The organism is Vibrio variabilis (assembly GCF_003263785.1).
Lineage (GTDB): Bacteria > Pseudomonadota > Gammaproteobacteria > Enterobacterales > Vibrionaceae > Vibrio > Vibrio variabilis.
On the sequence record NZ_JYJK01000056.1, the window covers coordinates 1 to 23,667 of the forward strand.

General features: G+C 46.8%; 12 protein-coding genes, 8 tRNA genes and 8 pseudogenes. 22 read left to right on the forward strand and 6 right to left on the reverse strand.

The window, feature by feature from the left end:
- The first annotated feature begins 289 nt into the window (after positions 1–289).
- From TZ48_RS07975 to TZ48_RS08000, 6 genes are all read left to right on the forward strand, one after another.
- On the forward strand, positions 290–1,912 hold the full coding sequence (locus TZ48_RS07975; RefSeq protein WP_112478804.1) for a methyl-accepting chemotaxis protein: 1,623 nt from the start codon (positions 290–292) through the stop codon (positions 1,910–1,912).
- A 231-nt stretch (positions 1,913–2,143) separates the two neighbouring features.
- Positions 2,144–2,219 (forward strand) — tRNA-Phe (locus tag TZ48_RS07980).
- Between the two features lie 57 nt (positions 2,220–2,276).
- A tRNA-Thr gene (locus TZ48_RS07985) sits at positions 2,277–2,352 on the forward strand.
- A gap of 19 nt (positions 2,353–2,371) precedes the next feature.
- Positions 2,372–2,447: transfer RNA gene (locus TZ48_RS07990), tRNA-Asn, on the forward strand.
- 32 nt (positions 2,448–2,479) lie between these two features.
- A tRNA-Thr gene (locus TZ48_RS07995) sits at positions 2,480–2,555 on the forward strand.
- Between the two features lie 19 nt (positions 2,556–2,574).
- Positions 2,575–2,650 (forward strand) — tRNA-Asn (locus TZ48_RS08000).
- Between the two features lie 286 nt (positions 2,651–2,936).
- On the opposite strand, the gene TZ48_RS08010 is transcribed toward TZ48_RS08000, so the two are convergent.
- Both TZ48_RS08010 and TZ48_RS08015 read right to left on the reverse strand, forming a co-directional pair.
- The gene (locus TZ48_RS08010; protein WP_112478806.1) at positions 2,937–4,046 is read right to left on the reverse strand and encodes a PilT/PilU family type 4a pilus ATPase; all 1,110 of its coding nucleotides are present in this window, start codon (positions 4,044–4,046) and stop codon (positions 2,937–2,939) included.
- Between the two features lie 9 nt (positions 4,047–4,055).
- On the reverse strand, positions 4,056–5,096 hold the full coding sequence (locus tag TZ48_RS08015) for a type IV pilus twitching motility protein PilT (RefSeq protein WP_112478807.1): 1,041 nt from the start codon (positions 5,094–5,096) through the stop codon (positions 4,056–4,058).
- A gap of 25 nt (positions 5,097–5,121) precedes the next feature.
- Between TZ48_RS08015 and TZ48_RS08020 the strand changes: the two genes are divergently transcribed.
- The 8 genes and pseudogenes from TZ48_RS08020 to TZ48_RS08055 all read left to right on the forward strand — a co-directional run bounded on the left by TZ48_RS08020 (position 5,122) and on the right by TZ48_RS08055 (position 11,784).
- On the forward strand, positions 5,122–5,832 hold the full coding sequence (locus TZ48_RS08020; protein WP_112478808.1) for a YggS family pyridoxal phosphate-dependent enzyme: 711 nt from the start codon (positions 5,122–5,124) through the stop codon (positions 5,830–5,832).
- Positions 5,833–5,872: 40 nt separating this feature from the next.
- Positions 5,873–6,690, forward strand: a pseudogene (proC, locus tag TZ48_RS08025) (pyrroline-5-carboxylate reductase).
- A 31-nt stretch (positions 6,691–6,721) separates the two neighbouring features.
- A complete protein-coding gene (locus TZ48_RS08030) occupies positions 6,722–7,279 on the forward strand; it encodes a YggT family protein (protein ID WP_042501029.1) in 558 nt (185 codons plus the stop codon).
- Positions 7,279–7,562 (forward strand): annotated as a pseudogene (locus tag TZ48_RS08035) (DUF167 family protein). The gene TZ48_RS08030 and the pseudogene TZ48_RS08035 overlap by 1 nt, the downstream one beginning before the upstream one ends.
- Before the next feature lie 24 nt (positions 7,563–7,586).
- Positions 7,587–8,018: a DUF4426 domain-containing protein gene (locus TZ48_RS08040; RefSeq protein ID WP_042501032.1), complete on the forward strand. Its 432-nt coding sequence runs from the start codon at positions 7,587–7,589 to the stop codon at positions 8,016–8,018.
- A gap of 15 nt (positions 8,019–8,033) precedes the next feature.
- A pseudogene (locus TZ48_RS08045) lies at positions 8,034–8,630 on the forward strand (XTP/dITP diphosphatase); the annotation flags it as partial.
- A gap of 8 nt (positions 8,631–8,638) precedes the next feature.
- A complete protein-coding gene (hemW, locus tag TZ48_RS08050) occupies positions 8,639–9,808 on the forward strand; it encodes a radical SAM family heme chaperone HemW (protein WP_112478809.1) in 1,170 nt (389 codons plus the stop codon).
- 116 nt (positions 9,809–9,924) lie between these two features.
- Positions 9,925–11,784 carry an LTA synthase family protein gene (locus TZ48_RS08055; protein WP_112478810.1) on the forward strand — a complete coding sequence of 620 codons (1,860 nt, stop codon included), beginning with the start codon at positions 9,925–9,927 and terminating at the stop codon, positions 11,782–11,784.
- Between the two features lie 72 nt (positions 11,785–11,856).
- Here the strand turns inward: TZ48_RS08055 and glsB are convergent.
- Both glsB and trmB read right to left on the reverse strand, forming a co-directional pair.
- Positions 11,857–12,776 (reverse strand): annotated as a pseudogene (gene glsB / locus TZ48_RS08060) (glutaminase B).
- A 79-nt stretch (positions 12,777–12,855) separates the two neighbouring features.
- Positions 12,856–13,574 (reverse strand): annotated as a pseudogene (gene trmB, locus TZ48_RS08065) (tRNA (guanosine(46)-N7)-methyltransferase TrmB).
- A gap of 153 nt (positions 13,575–13,727) precedes the next feature.
- Here trmB and mutY point away from each other — a divergent pair.
- The 7 genes from mutY (at position 13,728) to TZ48_RS08100 (ending at position 16,796) form a co-directional block, all read left to right on the forward strand.
- Positions 13,728–14,429, forward strand: coding sequence for an A/G-specific adenine glycosylase (mutY, locus tag TZ48_RS08070; RefSeq protein WP_420822925.1), 702 nt, complete (start codon positions 13,728–13,730; stop codon positions 14,427–14,429).
- Positions 14,426–14,773 (forward strand): NUDIX domain-containing protein, encoded by a 348-nt coding sequence (locus TZ48_RS26290; RefSeq protein WP_420822926.1) that lies wholly within the window; start codon positions 14,426–14,428, stop codon positions 14,771–14,773. The genes mutY and TZ48_RS26290 overlap by 4 nt, the downstream gene beginning before the upstream one ends.
- A gap of 14 nt (positions 14,774–14,787) precedes the next feature.
- Positions 14,788–15,060: an oxidative damage protection protein gene (locus tag TZ48_RS08075; protein WP_112459442.1), complete on the forward strand. Its 273-nt coding sequence runs from the start codon at positions 14,788–14,790 to the stop codon at positions 15,058–15,060.
- A gap of 56 nt (positions 15,061–15,116) precedes the next feature.
- Positions 15,117–16,253 (forward strand): membrane-bound lytic murein transglycosylase MltC, encoded by a 1,137-nt coding sequence (mltC, locus tag TZ48_RS08080; RefSeq protein WP_112478820.1) that lies wholly within the window; start codon positions 15,117–15,119, stop codon positions 16,251–16,253.
- A 125-nt stretch (positions 16,254–16,378) separates the two neighbouring features.
- A tRNA-Phe gene (locus TZ48_RS08085) sits at positions 16,379–16,454 on the forward strand.
- Positions 16,455–16,510: 56 nt separating this feature from the next.
- Positions 16,511–16,586, forward strand: a tRNA-Thr gene (locus TZ48_RS08090).
- 134 nt (positions 16,587–16,720) lie between these two features.
- A tRNA-Asn gene (locus TZ48_RS08100) sits at positions 16,721–16,796 on the forward strand.
- 126 nt (positions 16,797–16,922) lie between these two features.
- Here TZ48_RS08100 and TZ48_RS08105 read toward each other — a convergent pair.
- Positions 16,923–18,244: pseudogene (locus tag TZ48_RS08105) on the reverse strand (cation:proton antiporter).
- Between the two features lie 343 nt (positions 18,245–18,587).
- On the opposite strand from TZ48_RS08105, the pseudogene metH reads away from it, so the two are divergent.
- Positions 18,588–22,240 (forward strand): annotated as a pseudogene (metH, locus tag TZ48_RS08110) (methionine synthase).
- 95 nt (positions 22,241–22,335) lie between these two features.
- Here the strand turns inward: metH and TZ48_RS08115 are convergent.
- Positions 22,336–23,609, reverse strand: a pseudogene (locus TZ48_RS08115) (HlyC/CorC family transporter).
- Positions 23,610–23,667 lie beyond the last annotated feature (58 nt).

A 23,667-nucleotide genomic window follows, 5' to 3' on the forward strand; every position in this document is an offset into this window, starting at 1 on the left:
AAGAAGCCTCGTCGAAAGACGAGGCTTTTTGCTATCTGCGACATACTAAGCCCTAGACTAGGCTCGATTCTACATCTCCAGGTTGCTGAACAATTCAGCTCTTTCAACACTTAACTCTGCACTCTTGGGCAGCGACCATTTGATTCAAATCTTTAACAAGAAACTTAATTTATCTTGCAAATTTAATCCCCGTCATAGTTTTCGACACTCCTACTTTAAATGATATATCTGTCATGTATTCTTCATCGAAATGCAATATTCCGTACGTTATCAGTATCTGAGCAAAAAAATGAAGTTAAAAAATCAGACATATTTATTATCTCTAATTATCCTTGTTGCCGTCGTCGCTGTTGCGATATCAGGCCTTTGGTCACTTCGTGTCGCTAGCGACAGTGACAATAAATCTCGAGTGACTGAGATTTTCACGAGCACTTATTCAACCATTGCTGAACTAGAGAAGTTGGCGATAGAAGGTGTGCTCTCTGAGTCAGAAGCTAAGGCAATTGCAACGCGCATACTTAGGAACAATGTCTATAAGGATAATGAGTATGTGTATGTCGCCGATGATCAAATGGTCTTTATTGCTGCACCATTGGATCCTCAACTACATGGTACAAGCTTCCACGATTTCAAAGATAGTAGCGGTCGTAGTGTCGCTGATATCATTTTGAGTAAGCTGGGGAATACAACAGGCTCTCTTATTGAGTATCATTGGTCTCAGGCACTCCCAGATGGCTCAGTAGAGGACAAGTTGTCTATTGCTGAGCGTACGCCTCATTGGAACTGGGTCGTAGGTACGGGTATTGGCTTCAATGAAGTTAACGAACGCTTCTGGTCAACCGCTAAATGGCAACTGTCATTTTGTTTAGTCATTATTGTAGCCATCGTAGGCCTTTTGCTAACTTCTCTAAATAGAATGACCTCCATCCTAGGTGGAGAGCCCTCTGATGTGCTTAAAGCTGTCCGCGACGTTGCAGATGGCAAGCTAAAGACAAACTTTGAGCATAAAGCAATTGAAGGCAGTATTTATCATTCAGTACAGACCATGAACCTCTCACTTGCTTCATTACTGTCTAGCATCGAGAAGGTAACCGCGTCTATTACGTCACAGCTCTCAGACGCTGATTCTCGCTCTTCGGTTATCGCGTCGCTAGCATCTACTCAGCAGCAAAGTACAGAGATGATCGCTACGGCTATGACGGAAATGGCTTCCTCTGCTTCTCATGTTGCTCAATCGGCCACTGATGCGGCGCAGAGTACGGATGAAGCAGACAAACAGAGCCAACAAGTGAGTCAGCTTATTCTAGCGACCGTGTCGAATATCGAAGGTCTAGCCACTCAGCTGGAGGGCGCGAGTACGGCGGTGTCTGAACTCGACAGTGATGTGAATAATATCGCGCGCGTTCTCGATGTTATTGGTGATATTGCAGAGCAGACCAACCTTCTCGCATTGAACGCAGCCATTGAAGCGGCACGTGCAGGCGAACAAGGTAGAGGTTTTGCAGTCGTCGCTGATGAAGTGCGTAACCTAGCTGGTCGAACTCAGCAGAGCACTAAAGAGATCCAAGAGATGATCGGTAACTTACAATCTGGCTCTCAAAACGCGATTCAAAGTATTCTACTTTGTGCTGAAACGAGCCAGGCAACGGTTTCTGAGTCTCAAACTGCTTCTCGTGCACTTCAAGAAGTTGTCGTGAGCCTTGAAGCCATTACCGAGAAAAGCCAACAGATCGCGACAGCGGCCGCTGAGCAAACAGAAGTGAGTGATGATATCTCACAACGCATCAATATGATTGAACACAGTGGCAGCGAATTAAGAGGTGTTGTCGACGAAACTAAGCGAGCGACTCAAACATTAAACCAGCTTTCTGAAGATCTAAGTTCGAAAGTGGCTCGTTTTGAAGTGGCTTAACATAAAATAAGGTTGGCTGTAGGCGTTAAAATTGATACTTTTTTGGTGCTTGGGAACTGTCTCAAGTCCAGTAATAACGTGGTCTACAATTGTCTGATCCACTGCTAGGGCTTGTTTTTGAGCACCAAACGAATAAAAATAGAACGCTAAGTATATAAAAGCAACAAACGATATTTTTTTTGCAATTTAGTGTTGACCTAAAGGCCGAAAAACCGTTTAATACACCTCGTCGCCCGGATAGCTCAGTCGGTAGAGCAGAGGATTGAAAATCCTCGTGTCGGTGGTTCGATTCCGCCTCCGGGCACCACAATTTAGATTGTTGGTGCTAAGACAATTAGTACGAGCAATAACAAAATAAAGTGTCGCCGACTTAGCTCAGTAGGTAGAGCAACTGACTTGTAATCAGTAGGTCACCAGTTCGATTCCGGTAGTCGGCACCATTTATTTACGTAAAGTAATTCCCCCTTAGTTCAGTTGGTAGAACGGCGGACTGTTAATCCGTATGTCGCAGGTTCGAGTCCCGCAGGGGGAGCCACTTTTAAAAGTAAGCGAAAGCTTGCTTTAAGTGCCGACTTAGCTCAGTAGGTAGAGCAACTGACTTGTAATCAGTAGGTCACCAGTTCGATTCCGGTAGTCGGCACCACTTTATTGCGAAAAGCAATTCCCCCTTAGTTCAGTTGGTAGAACGGCGGACTGTTAATCCGTATGTCGCAGGTTCGAGTCCCGCAGGGGGAGCCACTTTAAGAAAGCTGCATCGAAAGATGCGGCTTTTTTTGCATTTGATGCTCCCAAGCTTTATAAGCTTGATGTCGCAGACCTAGGCGGCCCCGTACTAGTCCCGCAGGGGGAGCCACTTTAAGAAAGCCGCATCGAAAGATGCGGCTTTTTTGCATTTGATGCTCCCAAGCTTTATAAGCTTGATGTCGCAGACCTAGGCGGCCCCGTACTAGTCCCGCAGGGGGAGCCACTTTAGAAAAGGCCGTATCGAAAGATACGGCCTTTTTTGCATTTAATGCTCTCAAACTCAACTCATATCTATCTTAATACCACTCAATCTACTTTGCTGTTTAGAATCGCTCTCTTGAAGTTTTAGCATCAGCCTTAGGTCGTTTGGTGAGTCTGCACTGTGCAGAGCGTCGCTTTGATTGATTTTATCCGCCAGAACAAGGTCGTACAGGGCTTGGTCGAAGGTTTGCATTCCGACTTCTTTGCTTTTGTTCATCGCTGTTTTGATTTCGTGGAGATCGCCTTTGCGTATCAGCTCAGCGACTCTGGGGCTATTAAGAAGTACTTCAAATACCCCATGTCGACCTCGTCCGTTTTTATCCCTTATCAACTGCTGTGCGACGATCCCTCTTAAGTTGGTTGAAAGATCAAACAGAAACTGCTCTTTGCGCTCCTTGGGTACGAGATGAAGTACTCTTTCTAATGCTTGGTTGGCGTTATTGGCATGCAGAGTCGCCATACATAGGTGGCCTGTTTCGGCGAAAGCCATCGCATATTCCATGGTTGCACGAGTGCGAATTTCACCAATAAGGATCATGTCGGGAGCTTGTCTGAGTGAATTTTTTAGCGCGACGTCGTAGCTCTCTGTATCTAACCCCACCTCTCTTTGGGTAACAATGCATTTCTGATGCTCATGCACAAACTCAATCGGATCTTCCACCGTTAGGATATGTCCACTTCGATTACGGTTGCGATACCCCGTCATCGCTGCCATCGTGGTTGATTTTCCAGATCCGGTTGCGCCAACCACAAGCACCAGCCCACGTTTGGCGATCGCTAAGTCCTGTAGAACGTCGGGTAGTGCTAGCTCTTCAAAGCTAGGTATTTGGGTTTCGATACGGCGTATTACCGCTCCAGGGAGTTCTCGTTGAAAAAAGGCACTGACGCGAAAGCGGCCAATTGCTTTTACGATCGCAAAGTTTGCCTCTTTAGTCGTGAGGTAATCTTGTTGAAGGTTATTATCCATGACCGCGTTTAATAGCTCGAGGATCGCCTGCTCAGTAAGTGTATCTCCCCTAGACTTTAGCTCGCCATCGACGCGATACAGAACAGGAGCCCCCACCGTCAGGTAGAGATCCGAGGCTTTCAGCTCTAGCATGTGATTTAGAATGTCATCAATGATTGGCATGGTGTTTCCTTACTGGAACAGAGTGTCATTTTGAACCACTTTCTTACTGACCTCTTCAATATCGATTAGGCCTTGAGAAAGAAGCTGCCTTGCGTGCTGCTCCATGGTTTGCATTCCATTCGCAGCGCCTGTCTGGATAACAGAAAACATTTGAGCCACCTTGTCTTCTCTGATGAGGTTGCGTATCGCAGGAGTTCCAACCATGATTTCATGACACGCAACTCGTCCACCTCCCAGGCGCTTAAGTAGTGTTTGTGCAATGACGGCTCGTAATGATTCAGAGAGCATAGAGCGAACCATGTCTTTATCTTGGCCGGAAAACACATCAACAATCCTGTCTACTGACTTGGCTGCAGAGTTAGTGTGCATAGTGGCAAACACCAAATGCCCTGTTTCAGCCGCCGTCAACGCAAGGCTAATGGTTTCTTGGTCGCGAAGCTCGCCGACAAGGATAATATCTGGGTCTTCCCGCAGCGCAGAACGAAGCGCTGCATTAAAGCTATGAGTATCCCTATGCACTTCACGTTGATTAACGAGGCATTTCTTGTTGCTATGGATAAATTCGATTGGATCTTCAATAGTCAAGATGTGCTTGTTTTGATGTTCATTAATGTGATTGACCATAGCAGCGAGTGTGGTGGATTTACCAGAGCCGGTTGGTCCTGTTACCAGTACTAGCCCATTCTCAAGACTGGCAAGTTCTGCAAACTTGCTCGGTGCGCCAATGTCTTCGAGTGTCGGTATTTTGGTGGGTATAGTTCGAAACACGGCTGAGCAACCTCGAGATTGATTAAACGCATTGGCGCGAAAGCGGCCGATATTGGGAAGTTCAAACGAAAAGTCGATTTCTAAATGCTCTTGGTACTCGTTGCGCTGCTTGTCATTCATGATATCAAAGATGAGTTTATGAACTTCAGAATGCTCTAAAGCCGGGATGCCTAGTTTTCTCACTTCTCCATCGATGCGCACCATAGGTGAAACCCCAGCAGAAAGGTGTAGATCTGAGGCATTATGCTTTACACTGAAGTCTAGTAACTCGGTGATATCCATTCATTTTCCTTTTGACTTTAAATCTATGACTAGCATTCAGAACAATATACAACTAATTAACTCGCAAATTGCGGCTACAGAGCAAAACTGCGGGAGAGTGCAAGGTGAGGTGCAACTACTCGCGGTAAGTAAAACTAAGCCTGTGGAAGCGATTCTAGAAGCCTGTGAGGCTGGGCATCGCATGTTTGGTGAAAACTACGTGCAAGAGGGCGTGGCCAAAGTAGCGTTATTCAGAGAGCAGCATCCAGATCTAAATATCGAATGGCACTTTATTGGTCCAATTCAATCAAATAAGACTCGACCAGTAGCTGAACATTTTGATTGGGTGCACACCATCAATAGAGATAAAATTGCACAGCGTCTCAACGATCAAAGACCGGCAGATATGCCTCCGCTTCAGGTACTGATTCAGGTGAATACCAGTGGTGAAGCCAGTAAGTCTGGCGTTGATGATGAGCAGGTGTTTGAGCTTGCCCAGTTGATATCTGAGCTTCCCAACCTCACTTTAAGAGGAGTGATGTCCATTCCTGAAAATGTCAGTGACTATCAATCTCAGCTTGTTGCATTTAAAGCGCTAGCAAAAGTCAAGGATGCGCTGGCAGAGCGCTATCCGCAGGTGGATACGTTATCGATGGGAATGAGCGGAGACATGCAAGCAGCGATTGAAGCGGGCAGTACGATTGTACGTATCGGCACAGCAATATTCGGCGCAAGAGATTACAGTAACAAAGCTTAGGCAGCACTTAGCTTAGCTTTTATTTTTTAGGATGAGTTTCATGGAACAAAGAAAAGTCGCCTTTATCGGAGCGGGCAACATGACGCGATCGATAGTTGCAGGTCTGGTTGCTAGTGGATACGAACCAAGCCAAATCATTGCTACCAACCGCAGTGAAGCGAAGCTCACGGCATTGCAACAGGACTATGGCGTACAGGTAACCACTGACAATGTTGTCGCGGCGCAGCAAGCTGATGTTGTCGTCATGGCGGTAAAGCCGCAATTAATGGAAGAGGTAGCAAAGCCACTTCAAGTCATCGATTTTAGCAATAAGCTAGTAATCTCGATTGCTGCAGGAATCAACGTTGCACGAATGCAGCAGATGTTTGCTTGCGACTTGAACCTTATTCGAGTGATGCCAAACACTCCATCACTGGTAGGTGAGGGGATGAGTGGCCTGTTTGCTTCCAATGTCACTCCTGAGGCCGATAAACAGTTTGCCGGTGACCTAATGCAAGCGGTCGGTAAGGTATGCTGGTAGAGCAAGAGTCAGGAATCAATGATGTGATTGCAGCCGCTGGTAGTGCACCTGCGTATTTCTTCTTGTTTATGGAAGCGATTCAGCAGCAAGCCATAGCTAGTGGCTTTGATAGCGAGACGGCTCGCTTGTTGGTACAGCAAACGGCATTAGGCGCTGCAACTATGGTAGCTGCTAATCCAGACACCGAACTGGCGACATTGCGTCAGCAAGTGACATCAAAAGGTGGAACGACTGCAGAAGCGGTACGCACCTTTGAAGACAGCGATATTCGTGGCATTGTAGCCAAAGCGATGCAGGCGGCAGTGGCGCGTGCAGAAGAAATGGAAAAACTGTTCTAATCCCACTAATGATTATTCGTAAGGGCTTTATATGAATTCAATGAGTTTTTTAGTTTCGACCTTGTTTGATCTTTACATTATGGTCGTTCTTTTACGTATTTGGCTGCAGGCTGCGCGAGCGGATTTCTATAATCCGTTCTCTCAGTTTATCGTTAAGGCCACGCAACCAGTGGTCGCGCCATTGCGTCGTGTTATCCCATCGATCGGCAGTCTCGATATGGCGACGCTGCTGTTTGCCTATCTGCTTAGTGTCGGTAAATTTATTGCGCTAGTGATGGTCTCTTCCGGTGGCGGTATTAGCTTAGATGCGGGCTTCTTTATCTGGGGCGCTCTGTCGCTACTTAAAGCAGCTGGTGGATTGCTATTCTGGGTATTGCTACTTCGAGCGATTCTTAGCTGGGTTAGTCAAGGTCGCAGCCCAATTGAGTATGTGTTCCATCAACTGACTGAGCCAATGCTCGCGCCAATTCGTCGCATTATCCCTGCTATGGGCGGCTTTGATTTGAGCGTATTAGTGCTGTTTATCGTGCTGCAATTTGCCAACATGCTGATGGGCGATATCATTGGTCCAATCTGGTTCCGACTATAATGTCAGCTATCACTTTAGTGGGTGAGGATCTGGTGTTACGTATCTACGTACAACCTAAGGCGAGCCGAGACAAACTGGTAGGAGCGCATGGCGATGAGTTTAAAGTTGCAATAACCGCCCTCCATCGATGCAAAGCCAACGCCCACCTAAGTAAATACTTGGCCAAGCAATGTAAAGTGGCAAAAAGCAAGTACTGATAGAAAAGGGCGAACTCGGTCGCCACAAACAAGTCAGGATAATTGCACCCACGCAAATACCCAAGGAATTCCAAGCCCTCTTATGAGGGCTTTTTACAAGGAGATAACAGATGAAAAAGTCGTTGTTATTCATCTTTGCTGTACTCATGAGCAGCGCTGCAGCCGCAGGCCAGTTTAAAACCATCAAAGATGCAGAAGTGCATTATGTTGTATTTAACTCGACGTTTATGACGCCAAAGATTGCCCGCAGTTACGGCTTAAAACGTAACGAGCATATCGCTACCGTTAATGTGAGTGTGCTTGATCGGGCTAGCGCGGGTAAACCTGCGATGGAAGTAGGCATCAAAGGGGTTGCTAAGAACCTTATCGGTCAAATGAAAACTCTAGAGTTTAAGCAAATCAAAGAGGGAGATGCGGTATACTATCTCGCTCAATTTCCGATCGTGAACGAAGAAATGTATCAGTTTACGATTGATATCGACGCTGGAAACAAAGGCCGTGGCCCGGTTTCCTTTAGTCAAAAGCTTTATGTTGAACCTTAACCCCGAGATACTCTCATGAACAAAAAAATCGTCCTAGCAACCGGTAACCAAGGGAAAGTTAAAGAGATGGCAGACCTGCTGTCAGACTTTGGCTTTGAGGTTCACGCTCAAAGCGAGTTCAACGTTTCTGAAGTCGCCGAGACCGGAACGACGTTTATTGAAAACGCCATCATCAAAGCCAGACATGCGGCAAAAGAAACAGGTTTAGCCGCGATTGCGGATGACTCTGGTCTAGAGATTGATTATCTGAAAGGTGCACCTGGCATCTACTCTGCTCGCTATTACGGTGAAGGTGCGACGGATAAACTTAACCTAGAAAAAGTGCTTACTGAAATGCAAGGCGTACCAGAAGAGCAAAGAACGGCACGCTTTCACTGTGTACTGGTATTAATGCGTCATGAGAGCGATCCAACACCACTAGTTTGTCATGGTAAGTGGGAAGGCCGGATCTTAACGGAAGCATCGGGTGAAAATGGCTTTGGATACGACCCTATTTTCTTCGTCCCGGAGGAAGGCTGCGCTTCTGCCGAGCTTGAGCCTGTGCGTAAAAAGCAGCTTTCTCACCGTGGTAAAGCGCTCAACGAGCTTTTCGAGACGCTCAAGCTCAAGGTCTGTAAACGATGTCGACGTTATCTGCCATCACTCCACCGCCTCTTAGTTTGTATATTCACATCCCGTGGTGTGTGCAAAAGTGTCCTTACTGTGATTTCAACTCGCATGCTCAAAAGGGAGAGATACCTCAGCAGGCTTACATCACAGCACTTCTTGAAGATCTGGATGCTGATATTGCTCGTTATCAACTTACTAACGATGAGCGTCCATTGCACTCGATCTTCATTGGTGGTGGTACGCCAAGCTTAATTGCTCCTGAGCTTATTGAGGAGCTGTTGGATGGTGTAAGGCAGCGAATCCCATTTCGTGATGATATTGAAATCACCATGGAAGCCAATCCAGGTACTATCGAAGCGGCAAGGTTCAAACGCTATCAAACTGGCGGTGTGACTCGTATTTCAATCGGTGTTCAGAGCTTCCAGCAACAAAAGCTTGAACGGTTGGGGCGCATTCATGGAGAGAGTGAAGCCATCAATGCGGCAAAGCTTGCTCATACTATAGGGCTCAAAAGCTTTAACCTAGATCTAATGCACGGTCTTCCAGAGCAGTCGGTGACGGATGCGCTGAGTGATCTGCAGCAAGCCATTGATCTCGCGCCGCCGCATCTCTCTTGGTATCAGCTAACCATTGAACCGAACACCTTGTTCTACTCAAAGCCACCGACCTTGCCAGACGATGACGATCTTTGGGATATCTATGAGCAAGGCCATAAGATGCTTGAAGAGGCGGGTTACCAGCAGTATGAAGTCTCCGGCTATAGTAAGCCAGGCTACCAATGTCAGCATAATCTGAACTATTGGCGATTTGGTGACTACCTCGGAATTGGGTGCGGTGCACACGGCAAGTTGAGTTTTTCAGATGGCCGTATTGTGCGAACCACTAAGGTCAAGCACCCAAGAGGCTATCTCAATATGCTTAAGCCTTACTTGGACTCTGAGACTGAAGTAGAAGCCCAAGATAGACCATTTGAGTTCTTTATCAACCGGTTACGCCTGTTGGAGGCTTGCCCTAAGGCTGAGTTTACCGAGCGTACAGGATTAAGCTTGAGCGTTATTGAGGCTCCGATGACGCACTGCATCGACAATGGCTATATTGATGATTTAGGTGATCACTGGATAGTTACCGAGAAAGGAAAGCTGTTTCTCAACGATGTGTTAGAGCAATTTGAACTGGAATGATGACCAACCATTACCGTAACTTACTTCTGCAAAAGTAACGGTTTGACTACAATGCGCGCCCGGGAAGACGTTTTACTGTAAGGATGCAGTAACTTGTTGAAATTACTTGGCGCTCTATGATCCTTTCGTTATTAAAAATAGTCGTGACGCTGGCACTATTGTCAGTTCTTTCTAAAGTTACTTTTCTTGGTTGGTATGAAATCAACTATTCAGACACAGCACTGCTGGAGTTTCTGAAAGCGGTTCTTTGGGGAGTACGATTTGACCTGACGGTCTCTCTCCTGCTGACTGGGTTAAGCTTACTTCTGCTCACACCATTTGCCTATTTTAAGCGCGTGTATCAAGGTCTGTTTCATGTTTGGCTGCTAGCGTGCGGCGCGTGGATTATTTTCTCGACCATGGGCGATACCATCTATCTTAGCCAAGCGAACCGCCATGTGACGGTTGATCTTCATTTGGGTAAGGGGATGGAGTTTGAGCTACTATCGACTGTGGCTACCCAGTACGCAGGTCTAATCATCGGAGCGCTTGCGATGTTGGCCGCCTTTATTCTATTGCTACGCAGGTTTCCTCTAAAGATCACCTTCAGTCAACGTTGGTACCAATCGGTGTCGGTCGCGCTAGTTTTTATTGTCGTTGTCGTAGCCTCGGTGCGCGGTGGCTTTAGTGATAAACCACAAACACCCATGTACGCTTATAAGATTGGTGATATCAATCAGGCTCGTATTGCTTGGAGTGCACCTTACGCGATTACTTACTACTCGCTGGTGGGGGAAGATAAATCAGGCCATCGCTGGACGCCAGAGCAAAGCCCACAGCAAATGGATGAGCTCAAAACGAAAGTCAACCCTAAGCCGAAAACGAAGGTTAATCGACTCAAGCAGCATGACGTCGTGCTAGTACTATTGGAAAGCTGGACGGCCTACGATATGCAAAGCTACGGCTCTGAGGTTAATGCCACTCCTAACTTTGATGCACTACGTGATAAATCGCTATCGACAGAGGCGTTTTACTCCAATGGCTTTCGAACCGTAGAAGGCGTATTTGCAACCATGTGCTCGCAGCCTAACCCAGTTGGTGGCAGTGTGGCCGGAACTCGTCTAGAGAGCATGCCATACCGCTGTTTGCCGCAACTACTGAAGGAGCGCGGCTGGGAAACGTCTTTTGTTCAAGGCAGTGGTCAAGGCATGGTCGGTGCATTTGCCCAATCTCTAGGGTTTAGCGACTCCTACGGTAAGTTTGAGTACCCAGATAAGGGGCAAGCTCAAAACTATTGGGGCTATATGGATGATGGTATCTACGATTTCGCGTTAGATAAGTTAGCAAGCGCTGGTGATGCACCGCAGTTTGTTACGATTAATACAGGGACTACGCACGATAGCTATCTGCCGAGAGAGTCTGACTATGTATTTGGTGATGAAACCGATGAGCAAACGCGCCGCAGTGTATTGCACCATGCTGATCAGTCACTGGGACGTTTTGTTGAACGTTTGAAAGCGCAAACTAAGCGACCAACGCTACTGGTATTGGTCGCTGACCACACTATGGTGGGGGCTAAAAACGATCTCAGGCATGTTTCTATTCCGTTTTTGATCCACGGTATCAATATGGAGATTCCGACAGGCACTTTACCTTTCTCTGCATCACACAAAGATGTCGCACCCACGGTAATTGACCTCTTGGGAGGACAAGTAGGTTGGTTCTCTGGACAAAGCCTGTTAGCGAAAAACTACCAAGAAGGTGCGGATTTTACCGTGAACAACCAGTTCTACTGGCTAGCCAATGACAAAGTGATCCGAATTAACGCTGAAAGCGGCCAAAAAGAGGCGTGCTATCGAGTCGGTAGCGATACAGTAAGTTTGAAATCATTTGATTGTAGTGAATCGAAACGCACCAAGGCTATGTATGAAAACGGCCTTAATTACCTGCTCTATAGTCAGCAGCATTTGTTTGATGGCAGTACTGCGCGCTACTAAAGTTTGGTTACAATAGATATAAAAGAAGCTGGTGGATACCAGCTTCTTTTGTTTTAAATCTTGAAAAGGCTATCAGAAAATTGAGCGACCGATTCGTTCAGAAAGCATTTCTAATGCGCGAGTGCCAGCGAGTGAGTTACCAGACTTATCAAGCTCAGGTGACCAGACTGCAATAGTCATTTCCCCGGAACAATTGCGATGATCCCACCACCCACACCAGACTTACCAGGCATGCCTACTCGATACGCGAACTCGCCAGCACCATCATACAATCCACAAGTCGCCAGCAAGGCATTGAGCTGCTTGGTTTGTGTTGGCGTGATGATTTGCTTTTTGGTGTTGACTGACTGACCTTGGTTAGCAAGATAGCTAAAGGTCTTAGCAAGGTCGACACAGCTCATTTTAAGCGCGCAAGCGTGAAAGTAGTTATTCAACACAGGGATAACATCGTTGTTAAAGTTACCGAATGAGCGCATCAGATAAGCGATAGCTGCATTCCGGTCGCTATGCATCATCTCAGACGCAGCCACAATCTTGTCGTAGATAATATGGCTATCGCCAGATAAAACGCGCACAAACTCCAGTAGACGCTGTCTAGGGGCTGAAAGACGGCTCTGTAGCAAATCAGCCACCACAATAGCACCAGCATTGATGAATGGATTGCGAGGAATACCTTGCTCCATTTCAAGCTGGATAAGCGAGTTAAATGCCTGTCCAGATGGCTCTTTGCCAACGCGTTGCCAGATTTCCTCAGGCTTATAGAGCATCATGGCGAGCGTTAAACTCAGCGCTTTGGAAATTGATTGAATTGAGAAGCTTTCTTCCGCATCTCCTGCGGTAATGACTTCACCTTCATTGGTGTAGACTGCGATACCCAATTTGTTATTGGGTACATTGGCAAGCGCAGGGATGTAATCGGCGACTTTGCCTTGCCCAATCAGCGGTTTTACTTCGCTTAGGATGGTAGAAAGGATTTGTTTTGTTGGTTTCATGGTTATTGTTCTCCCAACATTAGCGCTAAAAAAAGCCAACGTTGGGTTGGCTTTTCATTGATAAACTTTCGCGATTTGCTTACGCAGTGCGACGGTACTTGATATCCCAAACACCGTGACCTAGACGGTGACCACGAGCTTCAAATTTTGTCAGTGGACGCTCTTCAGGGCGTGGTACAAAATCACCATCAGTGGCAATGTTTTCAAAACCAGGTGCTTCGTTCATCACCTCTACCATGTGCTCCGCGTAGTTTTCCCAGTCAGTTGCCATGTGGAAAATACCAGATTCAGGGATAAGCTTGGTTCTTACCATTTCAGCAAAATCTAACTGAACAATACGGCGCTTGTGGTGACGCTTTTTGTGCCATGGGTCTGGGAAGAACAGTTGTAGTGTGCTTAGGCTGCCTTCAGGGATCATGTTAGCAAACACTTCAACCGCATCGTGACACATTACTCGCAGGTTAGTGATACCCGCATCGCGCGCAGAAGAAAGGCAAGCGCCAACACCTGGCTGTGCACTTCAATACCGATGAAGTTCTTCTCTGGTGCGTTCTTTGCCATTTCAACCAGTGACGCGCCCATGCCGAAACCGATCTCTAGAACCACAGGGTTGTTGTTACCAAACACCTGTTCCCAGTCGAGTAGTGACTCTTGGTAATCAATACCCATCGTTGGCCAGCACGCTTCCATCGCCGCCTCTTGGCCTTTTGTTAGACGTCCTTCGCGACGAACAAAACTGCGAACTTTGCGAATCAGTTTGCCATCTTCAGTGTATTCGTTAGTAGTCACTTCACTCATTGGTTTAGCCTGTTCATTCAATAATCAGAGCGGGAATTATCCAAAGAATTTGCCATCAAGCAAGCATTATTGGATCAGAAATTCACGCGGTTTTACTTCTGTTACTAAGTGTGGTGCAATTTCCGGCAAATTATAAGAGAGAAGAGAAACATTGTGACGCCTTTTGCACGCTCAATATTAGACTGGTACGACAAATTTGGTCGTAAACAGTTGCCGTGGCAGCAAGATAAAACCGCTTATAAAGTGTGGCTGTCTGAGATCATGCTTCAGCAAACCCAAGTCGCGACCGTAATACCGTACTACGAGCGCTTTCTAGAACATTTCCCAACAGTTGAATCCTTGGCTAACGCGCCACAAGATGAGGTATTGCACCTCTGGACTGGCCTTGGCTACTACGCAAGAGCACGCAACCTTCATAAAGCCGCCAAAGTGGTCGTAGAACAATATGGGGGTGAATTTCCATTAACCTTAGAAGAGATGAATGCATTGCCGGGTGTTGGTCGCTCAACCGCCGCTGCAGTGCTGTCCTCGGTTCATAAATTGCCACATGCGATTCTTGATGGGAACGTCAAACGCACCTTGGCTCGCAGTTTTGCAGTGGAAGGCTGGCCTGGGCAGAAAAAAGTAGAGAACCAGTTGTGGGAGATCGCTGAGCAGCATACGCCTAAAGTTGATACTGATAAGTATAATCAGGCCATGATGGATATGGGGGCGATGGTCTGTACGCGGAGCAAACCTAAGTGCACACTGTGTCCTATTGAGTCATTGTGTACGGCGAACAGGCAAGGAAATCCCCTCGACTATCCAGCAAAAAGCCTAAGAAACAAAAGCCAGAGAAAGAGACCTGGTTTGTGATTGTTAAGCACAACCAAGATCTTTGGCTTGCTCAGCGTCCGCAAACGGGGATTTGGGGCGGACTATTTTGTTTTCCAGAGAGCTCAACAGCGGATATTGAGCCGGTACTTGAAGGGTTAGGCATTCGTAAGGCCATGATAGTCTCCACGGATATTGAGATCGCCTTTAGACATACCTTTAGCCATTACCACCTTGATATCACCCCAATCGTCGTGACGCTGAACCAGCTTCCGACAATGATGATGGAACCGTCTAAAGGTCTTTGGTATAACATTAGCCAACCAGAAAAAGTGGGGCTAGCTGCGCCAGTGAAGCAGCTTATAGACACCTTACAACGACATTAATTGAGGATAACATTATGAGCCGTATGGTTTTTTGTGCTCGTCTACAGAAAGATGCTGAAGGCCTAGACTTTCAACTGTACCCAGGTGAACTGGGTAAGCGTATCTTCGATAACATTTCTAAACAGGCGTGGGCTGAGTGGCAATCCAAGCAGACGATGCTGATCAATGAAAAGAAGCTGAATATGATGGATCCTGAACATCGTAAGCTGCTTGAAGCTGAGATGGTGAGCTTTCTGTTTGAAGGCAAAGATGTCGTTATCGACGGCTATACACCGCCATCTGAGTAATTGACCAAGGAATGAAGCAAGCACCACCTTACAGGTGGTGTTTTTAAATGGTATCTATGAAGAAGTTAATCTATTTTTTAACGCCGCTACTGTTGCTCGGTTGTAGTCGTGAGTTCATCGAAAAAATCTACGATGTGAACTACGAACCAACCAACCGTTTTGCTAAGAACTTGGCACAGTTGCCGGGTCAGTATGTCAAAGATGTTGCCGCGCTCGATGCGCTTATCAGCAGCTTTAACGGCAATATCGAGAAGCGTTGGGGTAGCCGCGAAGTTAAAGTCGCGGGTAAAAGTAACTACGTTAAATACATAGATAACTATTTGAGCCGCGCTGAGGTTAACTTTAGCAAAGGTTTGATCACCATAGAGACCGTTTCCCCAACGGAACCTGAAAAGCACCTTAAAACGGCTATTGTGACCACGCTGCTTACGCCAGACGATCCGTCTAGCGTTGACTTGTTCTCATCAAAAGGCATTACCTTGGAGGGTCAGCCGTTTTTGTACAATCAGGTCGTGGATCAAGAGAAAAAGCCCATTCAATGGACTTGGCGCGCGAATCGTTTTGCAGACTACCTGATAGCCAACAAGCTTAAAACCAAGAATGTAGATTATAAGAAGGCGTATTACGTTGAGATCCCTATGGTGGCGGATCACTTCAAGCAGCGAAGCTATCAGTATTCGGATATCGTCCGTCGTGCTTCTCAGCGCTACGACATTCCAGAAGATTTAATTTACGCCATCATCAAGACTGAGAGTAGTTTTAACCCGTATGCAGTGAGCTGGGCTAATGCCTACGGCTTGATGCAAGTGGTGCCGAAGACAGCAGGGCGAGATGTATTTAAGCTTGTGAAGAATAAGCCAGGGCAACCAACGCCAGAGTATCTGTTTAATCCAGAGCAGAACATTGATACCGGTACAGCGTATTTCTACATCTTGAAAAATCGTTACCTTCGCGATGTGCGTCATCCGCTTTCACTAGAGTACAGCATGATCTCCGCATACAACGGTGGTACTGGCGGTGTACTAAACACCTTCCACCGAACAGATAGAAAGCGAGCGATGAACGATCTTAATTCACTGCAGCCGAATCAGGTTTATTGGGCACTGACGAAGAAACACCCAAATGCAGAAGCTCGTCGCTATTTGGAGAAAGTCACTAAATTCAAAAAAGATTTTAATGCTGGAAAAGGCTAATTTTGCCAAATTTGTCTAAAACAAATACGATTCGCTGAAAAATGCAGCGCTTGAACGCTTTTTTAAAGTTTTTTTCAAAAAAGCGTTGACGGGAGGGCCGAAAATCCGTTTAATAGCGCCCCGTTGCCCGGATAGCTCAGTCGGTAGAGCAGAGGATTGAAAATCCTCGTGTCGGTGGTTCGATTCCGCCTCCGGGCACCACAATTTAGATTGTTGGTGTTGTTAACAGAAACACGAGCAATAACAAATAAAGTGTCGCCGACTTAGCTCAGTAGGTAGAGCAACTGACTTGTAATCAGTAGGTCACCAGTTCGATTCCGGTAGTCGGCACCATTTATTTGCTCGATAGCTCAGTTGGTAGAGCAGCGGATTGAAAATCCGCGTGTCGGTGGTTCGACTCCGCCTCGAGGCACCATTATTTGGTGTTAAGCTGATAATGGTCTTACGACCTAGCTTGCACAAATAATTCCCCCTTAGTTCAGTTGGTAGAACGGCGGACTGTTAATCCGTATGTCGCAGGTTCGAGTCCCGCAGGGGGAGCCACTTTAAAGAAGGCCGTATCGAAAGATGCGGCCTTTTTGCATTTTAAATTTCTAAACTTTTTAGTCTATTCGTAAAGCAATAAAAAGCCCCGCGAATTCTGCGAGGCTATTTTGAGTCAACTTGCTGCTAATCCTGTTGAGCTTTTTTCTCGCCTTCAGGCTGCGTTTCTTTCTGCATCTCTTTCTCAGCTAACTTAGCCTTCTCAATCATAGGTGTGATGGTTGAGCCTTGAATCAGGATAGAGAACACCACCACCGAGTAGGTCATGACCATGATGATCTCTTTCACGTCGATAAGTTTATCTTCGATTACCCAGATACCGGATGGGATAGATAGCGCCATTGCAATTGCGAGACCACCACGTAAGCCACCCCATGTTAAAATGCGCACCGACCAAGGGTTATAGCGGCGGTAGCGCTTAAAGCCCACGTAGGCCAGCGCTACACTCAAATAACGCGCACAAAGCACCAGCGGTACCGAGACGGCATCATAATCCAGTCTTCTTGGTGGAATTGAAATAGCAGCATCGACATACCGATAAGTAAAAACAGCACGCCATTCAAGAACTCATCGACTAACTCCCAGAAATGGTCGAGGTGCTCTTCGGACTGTTTTGAAAAGCCAATGTAGCGTGTCCAGTTACCAATCATAATGCCTGATACCACCATAGAGAGTGGCCCTGAGACATGCAGGAATTCAGCAAAGGCGTAGCCTGCGGTTGGGATACCGATAGTCAGTAGCAGTTCCATTGAATGATCGTCAGTGGAGCTGATGAGGTAATGGAATACTAAGCCGAGTACAAAGCCATAAACAATACCGCCAATGGCCTCTTGAAGGAACAGAGCTGTTACGCTGCCAAGTGTGGGAGCTTCACTGCCAAACGCAATGGTAAACAGGGTGACAAAGATAACCAGACCAAAACCGTCGTTGAATAGCGACTCACCCTCGACTTGAGTTGAGACTCGTTGCGGAGCATTGAGCTTTTTCACAATGGCAAGAACGGCGATAGGGTCGGTAGGGGAGATCAGTGCGCCAAACAGTAAGCAATAGATAAGATCAAACTGAATGCCAATCAGTAGACAGAAACCATACAGAACAAAGCCAATAAAGAAGGTGGAAAATAGCGTAGCACCTAAGGCGAGGCCGGTGATCTCCCATTTTTGATCTTTGAGGTGGGGCAGTTTGATACCCAAACCGCCGGCAAACAATAGAAAGCCAAGGATCCCTTGGAGTAGAAAATCTTCAAAATCGATATCAGCAACGGTCTCGGTCGCCAGTTCAGTTAACTGAAACCAATCGTTTTGACCAGCAACTAAGATGAGTAGTGATAGCATCATAGCACCAGCAGTAATCGCGATGGTGGTTTGCATCTTACCTATCTTGCTGTTTATTAGAGCAATTAGCATGGCTGCCGCGGACAAAAAGCATAAAGTTTGATAGACGGACATCACTTCACCTAAGTGTGTAAAAAAATGTTAATGGGATTTTGTTCTTCTCCCTTGCGAATATCAATCACTATTTGTGAAATCATTTGTCAGTTTTATAGTTTAGAGCGACTCGGGCGATGTCGTTGTTTTTTGTTCGCTCCGTGGACTTACTAGACCATGAACAACTTGTTTCTGTTTCAAGAGTCCGATAGTTTGAGAGGATAACAAGTCAGTAAAGATTTTTTAGACGTCTAGATTTCTAAAAAATCTATGATACGATGACAGCATTAGCAAGGAATGAGGCAGTATCGTGGGAAGCAGTAAGTACGTTGAAGGCAAGAAAGCATTAAGCAAAAAAACGCAGATAGAAAATCAGCTCAAGCAGCGTATTCTTTTGATCGATGGTGGTATGGGCACCATGATCCAAGGATACAAGCTTGAAGAAGAGGACTATCGCGGCGAGCGTTTTGCAGATTGGCAGTGTGATCTTAAAGGCAACAATGACCTTTTAGTGTTAACTCAGCCAGATCTGATTAAAGAGATCCATAGCGCCTACCTAGAAGCTGGTGCGGACATTCTTGAAACCAACACCTTCAACGCCACCACGATCGCTATGGCTGACTACGAGATGGAATCACTGAGTGAGGAAATCAACTACGAAGCGGCTAGGCTTGCCAGAATTGCGGCCGATGAGTGGACAGCCAAAACGCCAGAGCGTCCACGTTACGTAGCCGGTGTACTTGGCCCAACCAACCGTACCTGTTCAATCTCTCCTGACGTTAATGACCCAGGCTACCGTAATGTAAGCTTTGATGAGCTGGTGGAGGCGTATTCTGAATCCACTCGCGCTCTGATTCGCGGTGGTAGTGACCTAATTCTTATTGAAACCATCTTCGATACTCTAAATGCAAAAGCTTGTTCATTTGCGGTTGAATCTGTATTTGAAGAGCTAGGTATCGAGCTTCCAGTGATGATCTCAGGCACCATCACCGATGCCTCTGGCCGTACTCTTTCTGGGCAAACTACTGAGCTTTCTACAACGCATTGCGTCACGTGAAGCCACTTTCCTTTGGCCTTAACTGTGCACTCGGTCCAGATGAGCTAAGGCAATATGTTGAAGAGATGTCTCGCATCTCTGAAGGCTTCGTTTCTGCACACCCGAATGCGGGCCTACCGAATGCCTTTGGTGAATACGACCTTTCCCCAGAAGACATGGCTGAACATATCGGTGAATGGGCACGAAGCGGTTTCCTAAACCTAGTAGGCGGCTGTTGTGGTACCACGCCAGAGCATATTCGTCAGATGGCAAATGCCGTAGAAGGGGTGACGCCACGTCCGCTACCTGAGCTGCCAGTTGCTTGTCGACTTTCCGGTCTAGAGCCACTAACCATTGAGAAAGAATCGCTATTTATCAACGTTGGTGAGCGTACCAACGTTACTGGCTCTGCTCGCTTTAAGCGTCTTATCAAAGAAGAGTTGTATGACGAAGCGTTAGAAGTGGCTCGTCAGCAAGTTGAAAATGGCGCGCAGATCATCGATATCAATATGGATGAAGGCATGCTTGATGCCGAAGCCTGTATGGTTCGATTCCTAAATCTGTGTGCTTCTGAGCCAGAGATCTCCAAAGTGCCTATCATGGTGGACTCCTCAAAGTGGGAAGTTATCGAGGCGGGTCTTAAGTGTATCCAAGGCAAAGGCATTGTTAACTCAATCTCGCTAAAAGAAGGCAAAGAGAAATTCGTCGAGCAAGCGAAGCTGATCCGCCGTTATGGCGCAGCCGTTATCGTGATGGCGTTTGACGAAGTGGGTCAGGCTGAAACTCGCGAGCGTAAACTAGAAATCTGTACCAATGCTTATCGTATTCTTGTTGATGAAGTTGGCTTCCCACCAGAAGACATCATCTTTGACCCGAATATCTTCGCGGTAGCAACGGGTATTGAAGAGCACAACAACTACGCAGTCGACTTTATTGACGCGGTAGCAGATATCAAACGTGACCTACCACACGCAATGATCTCTGGTGGTGTATCGAATGTTTCCTTCTCGTTCCGTGGTAACAACTATGTTCGTGAAGCGATCCATGCTGTATTCCTTTACCACTGTTTCAAGAACGGTATGGACATGGGCATCGTTAATGCCGGTCAGCTTGAGATCTACGATAACGTTCCAGACAAACTGCGTGAAGCGGTAGAAGATGTGGTACTCAACCGTCGTGATGATGGTACCGAGCGACTTCTTGATATTGCGGCTGAATACGCTAATAAAGGCGTTGGCAAAGAAGATGATGCCAGTGCGCTAGAGTGGCGTACATGGCCAGTAGAGAAGCGCCTAGAGCATGCGCTTGTGAAAGGTATCACCGAGTTCATCGTTGAAGATACCGAAGAAGCGCGCGTCAATGCCTCAAAACCTCTCGAGGTAATTGAAGGCCCACTAATGGATGGTATGAACGTGGTCGGTGACCTATTTGGTGAAGGTAAGATGTTCCTTCCTCAGGTAGTAAAATCGGCACGTGTAATGAAGCAGGCGGTAGCGCATCTAGAGCCATTTATTAACGCGTCCAAGCAGGCAGGTTCGAGCAACGGTAAGATCCTTCTTGCGACCGTTAAGGGTGATGTTCACGACATCGGTAAGAACATCGTTGGCGTGGTTTTGCAGTGTAACAACTACGAGATCATCGATCTTGGCGTCATGGTGCCTTGTGAGAAGATCCTCAAAGTCGCCAAAGAAGAAAACGTCGACATTATTGGCTTGTCTGGTCTCATTACTCCATCGCTCGATGAAATGGTTCACGTCGCCAAAGAGATGGAGCGTCAAGGCTTCGACCTACCGCTACTGATTGGCGGCGCGACGACATCCAAAGCGCACACTGCGGTTAAGATTGAGCAGAATTACAGTGAACCAGTGGTATACGTGAACAACGCATCACGAGCAGTGGGTGTATGTACTTCGCTACTTTCTAACGAACTAAAACCTGCGTTTGTTGAGAAGCTAGATATCGATTACGAGCGCGTTCGTGACCAGCACAATCGTAAAAAGCCACGCACTAAGCCAGTGACACTGGAAAAAGCGCGTGAAAACAAGGTCGATATCGATTGGCAGAACTACACACCGCCAAAACCGGCTAAGCCAGGCGTGCACGTGTTTGAAAACTTCGATGTCGCGACACTGCGTAATTACATCGACTGGACACCATTCTTTATGACTTGGTCGCTGGTGGGTAAGTACCCGGCCATTCTAGAACATGAGGAAGTGGGTGAAGAGGCGAAGCGTCTGTACAAAGATGCCAACGACCTACTTGATCGTGTTGAGCGTGAAGGGCTGCTCAAAGCTGCGGGCATGTGTGCTTTGTTCCCAGCGGCGTCTGTGGGTGACGACATTGAGGTTTATACCGACGAAACACGCAGTGAAGTTCGCACTGTTCTTCATAACCTTCGTCAGCAAACGGAAAAGCCAAAAGGCTTTAACTACTGTCTATCGGACTACATTGCGCCTAAAGAGAGCGGTAAGCAAGATTGGATTGGTGCCTTTGCGGTAACAGGTGGCATTGGTGAGCGTGAACTTGCCGATGAGTACAAGGCGCAAGGTGATGACTACAATGCCATCATGATCCAAGCAGTCGCAGACCGATTGGCGGAAGCTTTTGCTGAGTACCTGCACGAAAAAGTTCGTAAAGAAATCTGGGGCTACTCTGCGGATGAAGCACTCTCCAATGACGACCTTATTCGCGAGAAATACCAAGGTATTCGCCCGGCTCCTGGTTACCCTGCGTGTCCTGAGCACACTGAGAAAGGCTCGCTATGGGAAATGCTGAATGTAGAAGAAACCATAGGCATGTCGCTAACCACAAGCTATGCGATGTGGCCAGGCGCTTCAGTATCGGGTTGGTACTTCTCACACCCTGATTCTCGCTACTTTGCGATTGCTCAAATTCAGCAAGACCAAGTAGATAGTTACGCCGACCGTAAAGGTTGGAGTTTGGAAGAAGCTGAGAAATGGCTTGGTCCTAACATCAACTAGTCTCGATATCTTAAATATCGGCAAGTAAATTAAAGCAAAACGGCACCTTTCGGTGCCGTTTGTTTATATGTTCATAGCTGTATTGTGTTTGCTGGCTAACTCTTGCTTTTCGCTTTTGGGAAAACCTTGACCATCTTGATGCGGTTTTCTTCTAACTCAACAATTTCCATTTGATGCTCAGCAACTTGCACACTTAGGTGACTCTCAGGAATGTCTTCCAAGTATTCTAAGATAAGGCCGTTTAGGGTACGCGGTCCATCGGTCGGTAGCGTCCATTTCAGACCTTTGTTGATATCACGGATATTGCACTGCCTTCAATTAAGAAGCTGCCATCACCTTGCGGTGTGATTTCATCGGACAGCGTTGGCGCCATCGATGTAGTGAACTCGCCAACAATCTCTTCCAGAATATCTTCAAGCGTCACTAGACCGTTGATATCGCCATATTCATCAACAATGAGACCAATACGTTCTTTGTTGCGTTGGAATTTCAGCATCTGTACGTTGAGTGGCGTGCCTTCTGGAATGAAGTACACCTCATCGGCGCTGCGAAGTAGGGTCTCTTTTGTGAACTCGTTCTTCTCGAGCATCAAACGATATGATTCACGCAGCCTGATCATGCCTACCACTTCGTCAATTTGGTCACGATACAGCACGACTCGGCCGTGGGGTGAGTGCGTTAGCTGACGAACAATCGATTTCCAGTCATCATTAATGTTGATGCCGGTGATCTCGTTACGTGGAATCATGATGTCATTCACGGTCACGTGCTCAAGGTCGAGAATCGAAATCAGCATATCTTGGTGGCGACGTGGGATAAGTGAGCCAGCCTCATTTACCACGGTGCGCAGCTCTTCCGAGCTCAAATGGTCTTCATCGTTATGATCGACACGAAGCCCAATCAGGCGAATAAAGCCGTTGGTAATGAAGTTCACCAGGATAACCAGAGGCGAGAGCAGCTTCATCAGGATGGTGAGTACGATGCTACTCATAAACGACACGCGCTCAGGGTAAAGAGCAGCAAGCGTTTTTGGCGTGACTTCTGCAAACACTAAGATGATCATCGTCAGTGCACCGGTTGCGATAGCGACACCCAAGTCACCAAATAGACGCAGGCCAAGTACAGTTGCGATTGCAGATGCCAGTATATTAACGAGGTTATTACCGATTAGGATCAGGCCGATGAGTCGGTCAGGACGGCTAAGCAGTTTCTCAACGCGCTTTGCGCCTTTGTGGCCTGTTTTAGATAAGTGTTTAAGTCTGTATCGGTTCAAAGACATCATCCCTGTCTCTGAACCCGAAAAATAGCCGGAAATTACAATTAGACCTGCAAGGATTGCAAATAAAATACCGGTCGAAATGTCGTCCAATGCCCTAGAATTCCTTTAGTTAATAGCTGGTTAATTTATGAACTACTTAATCCCTATT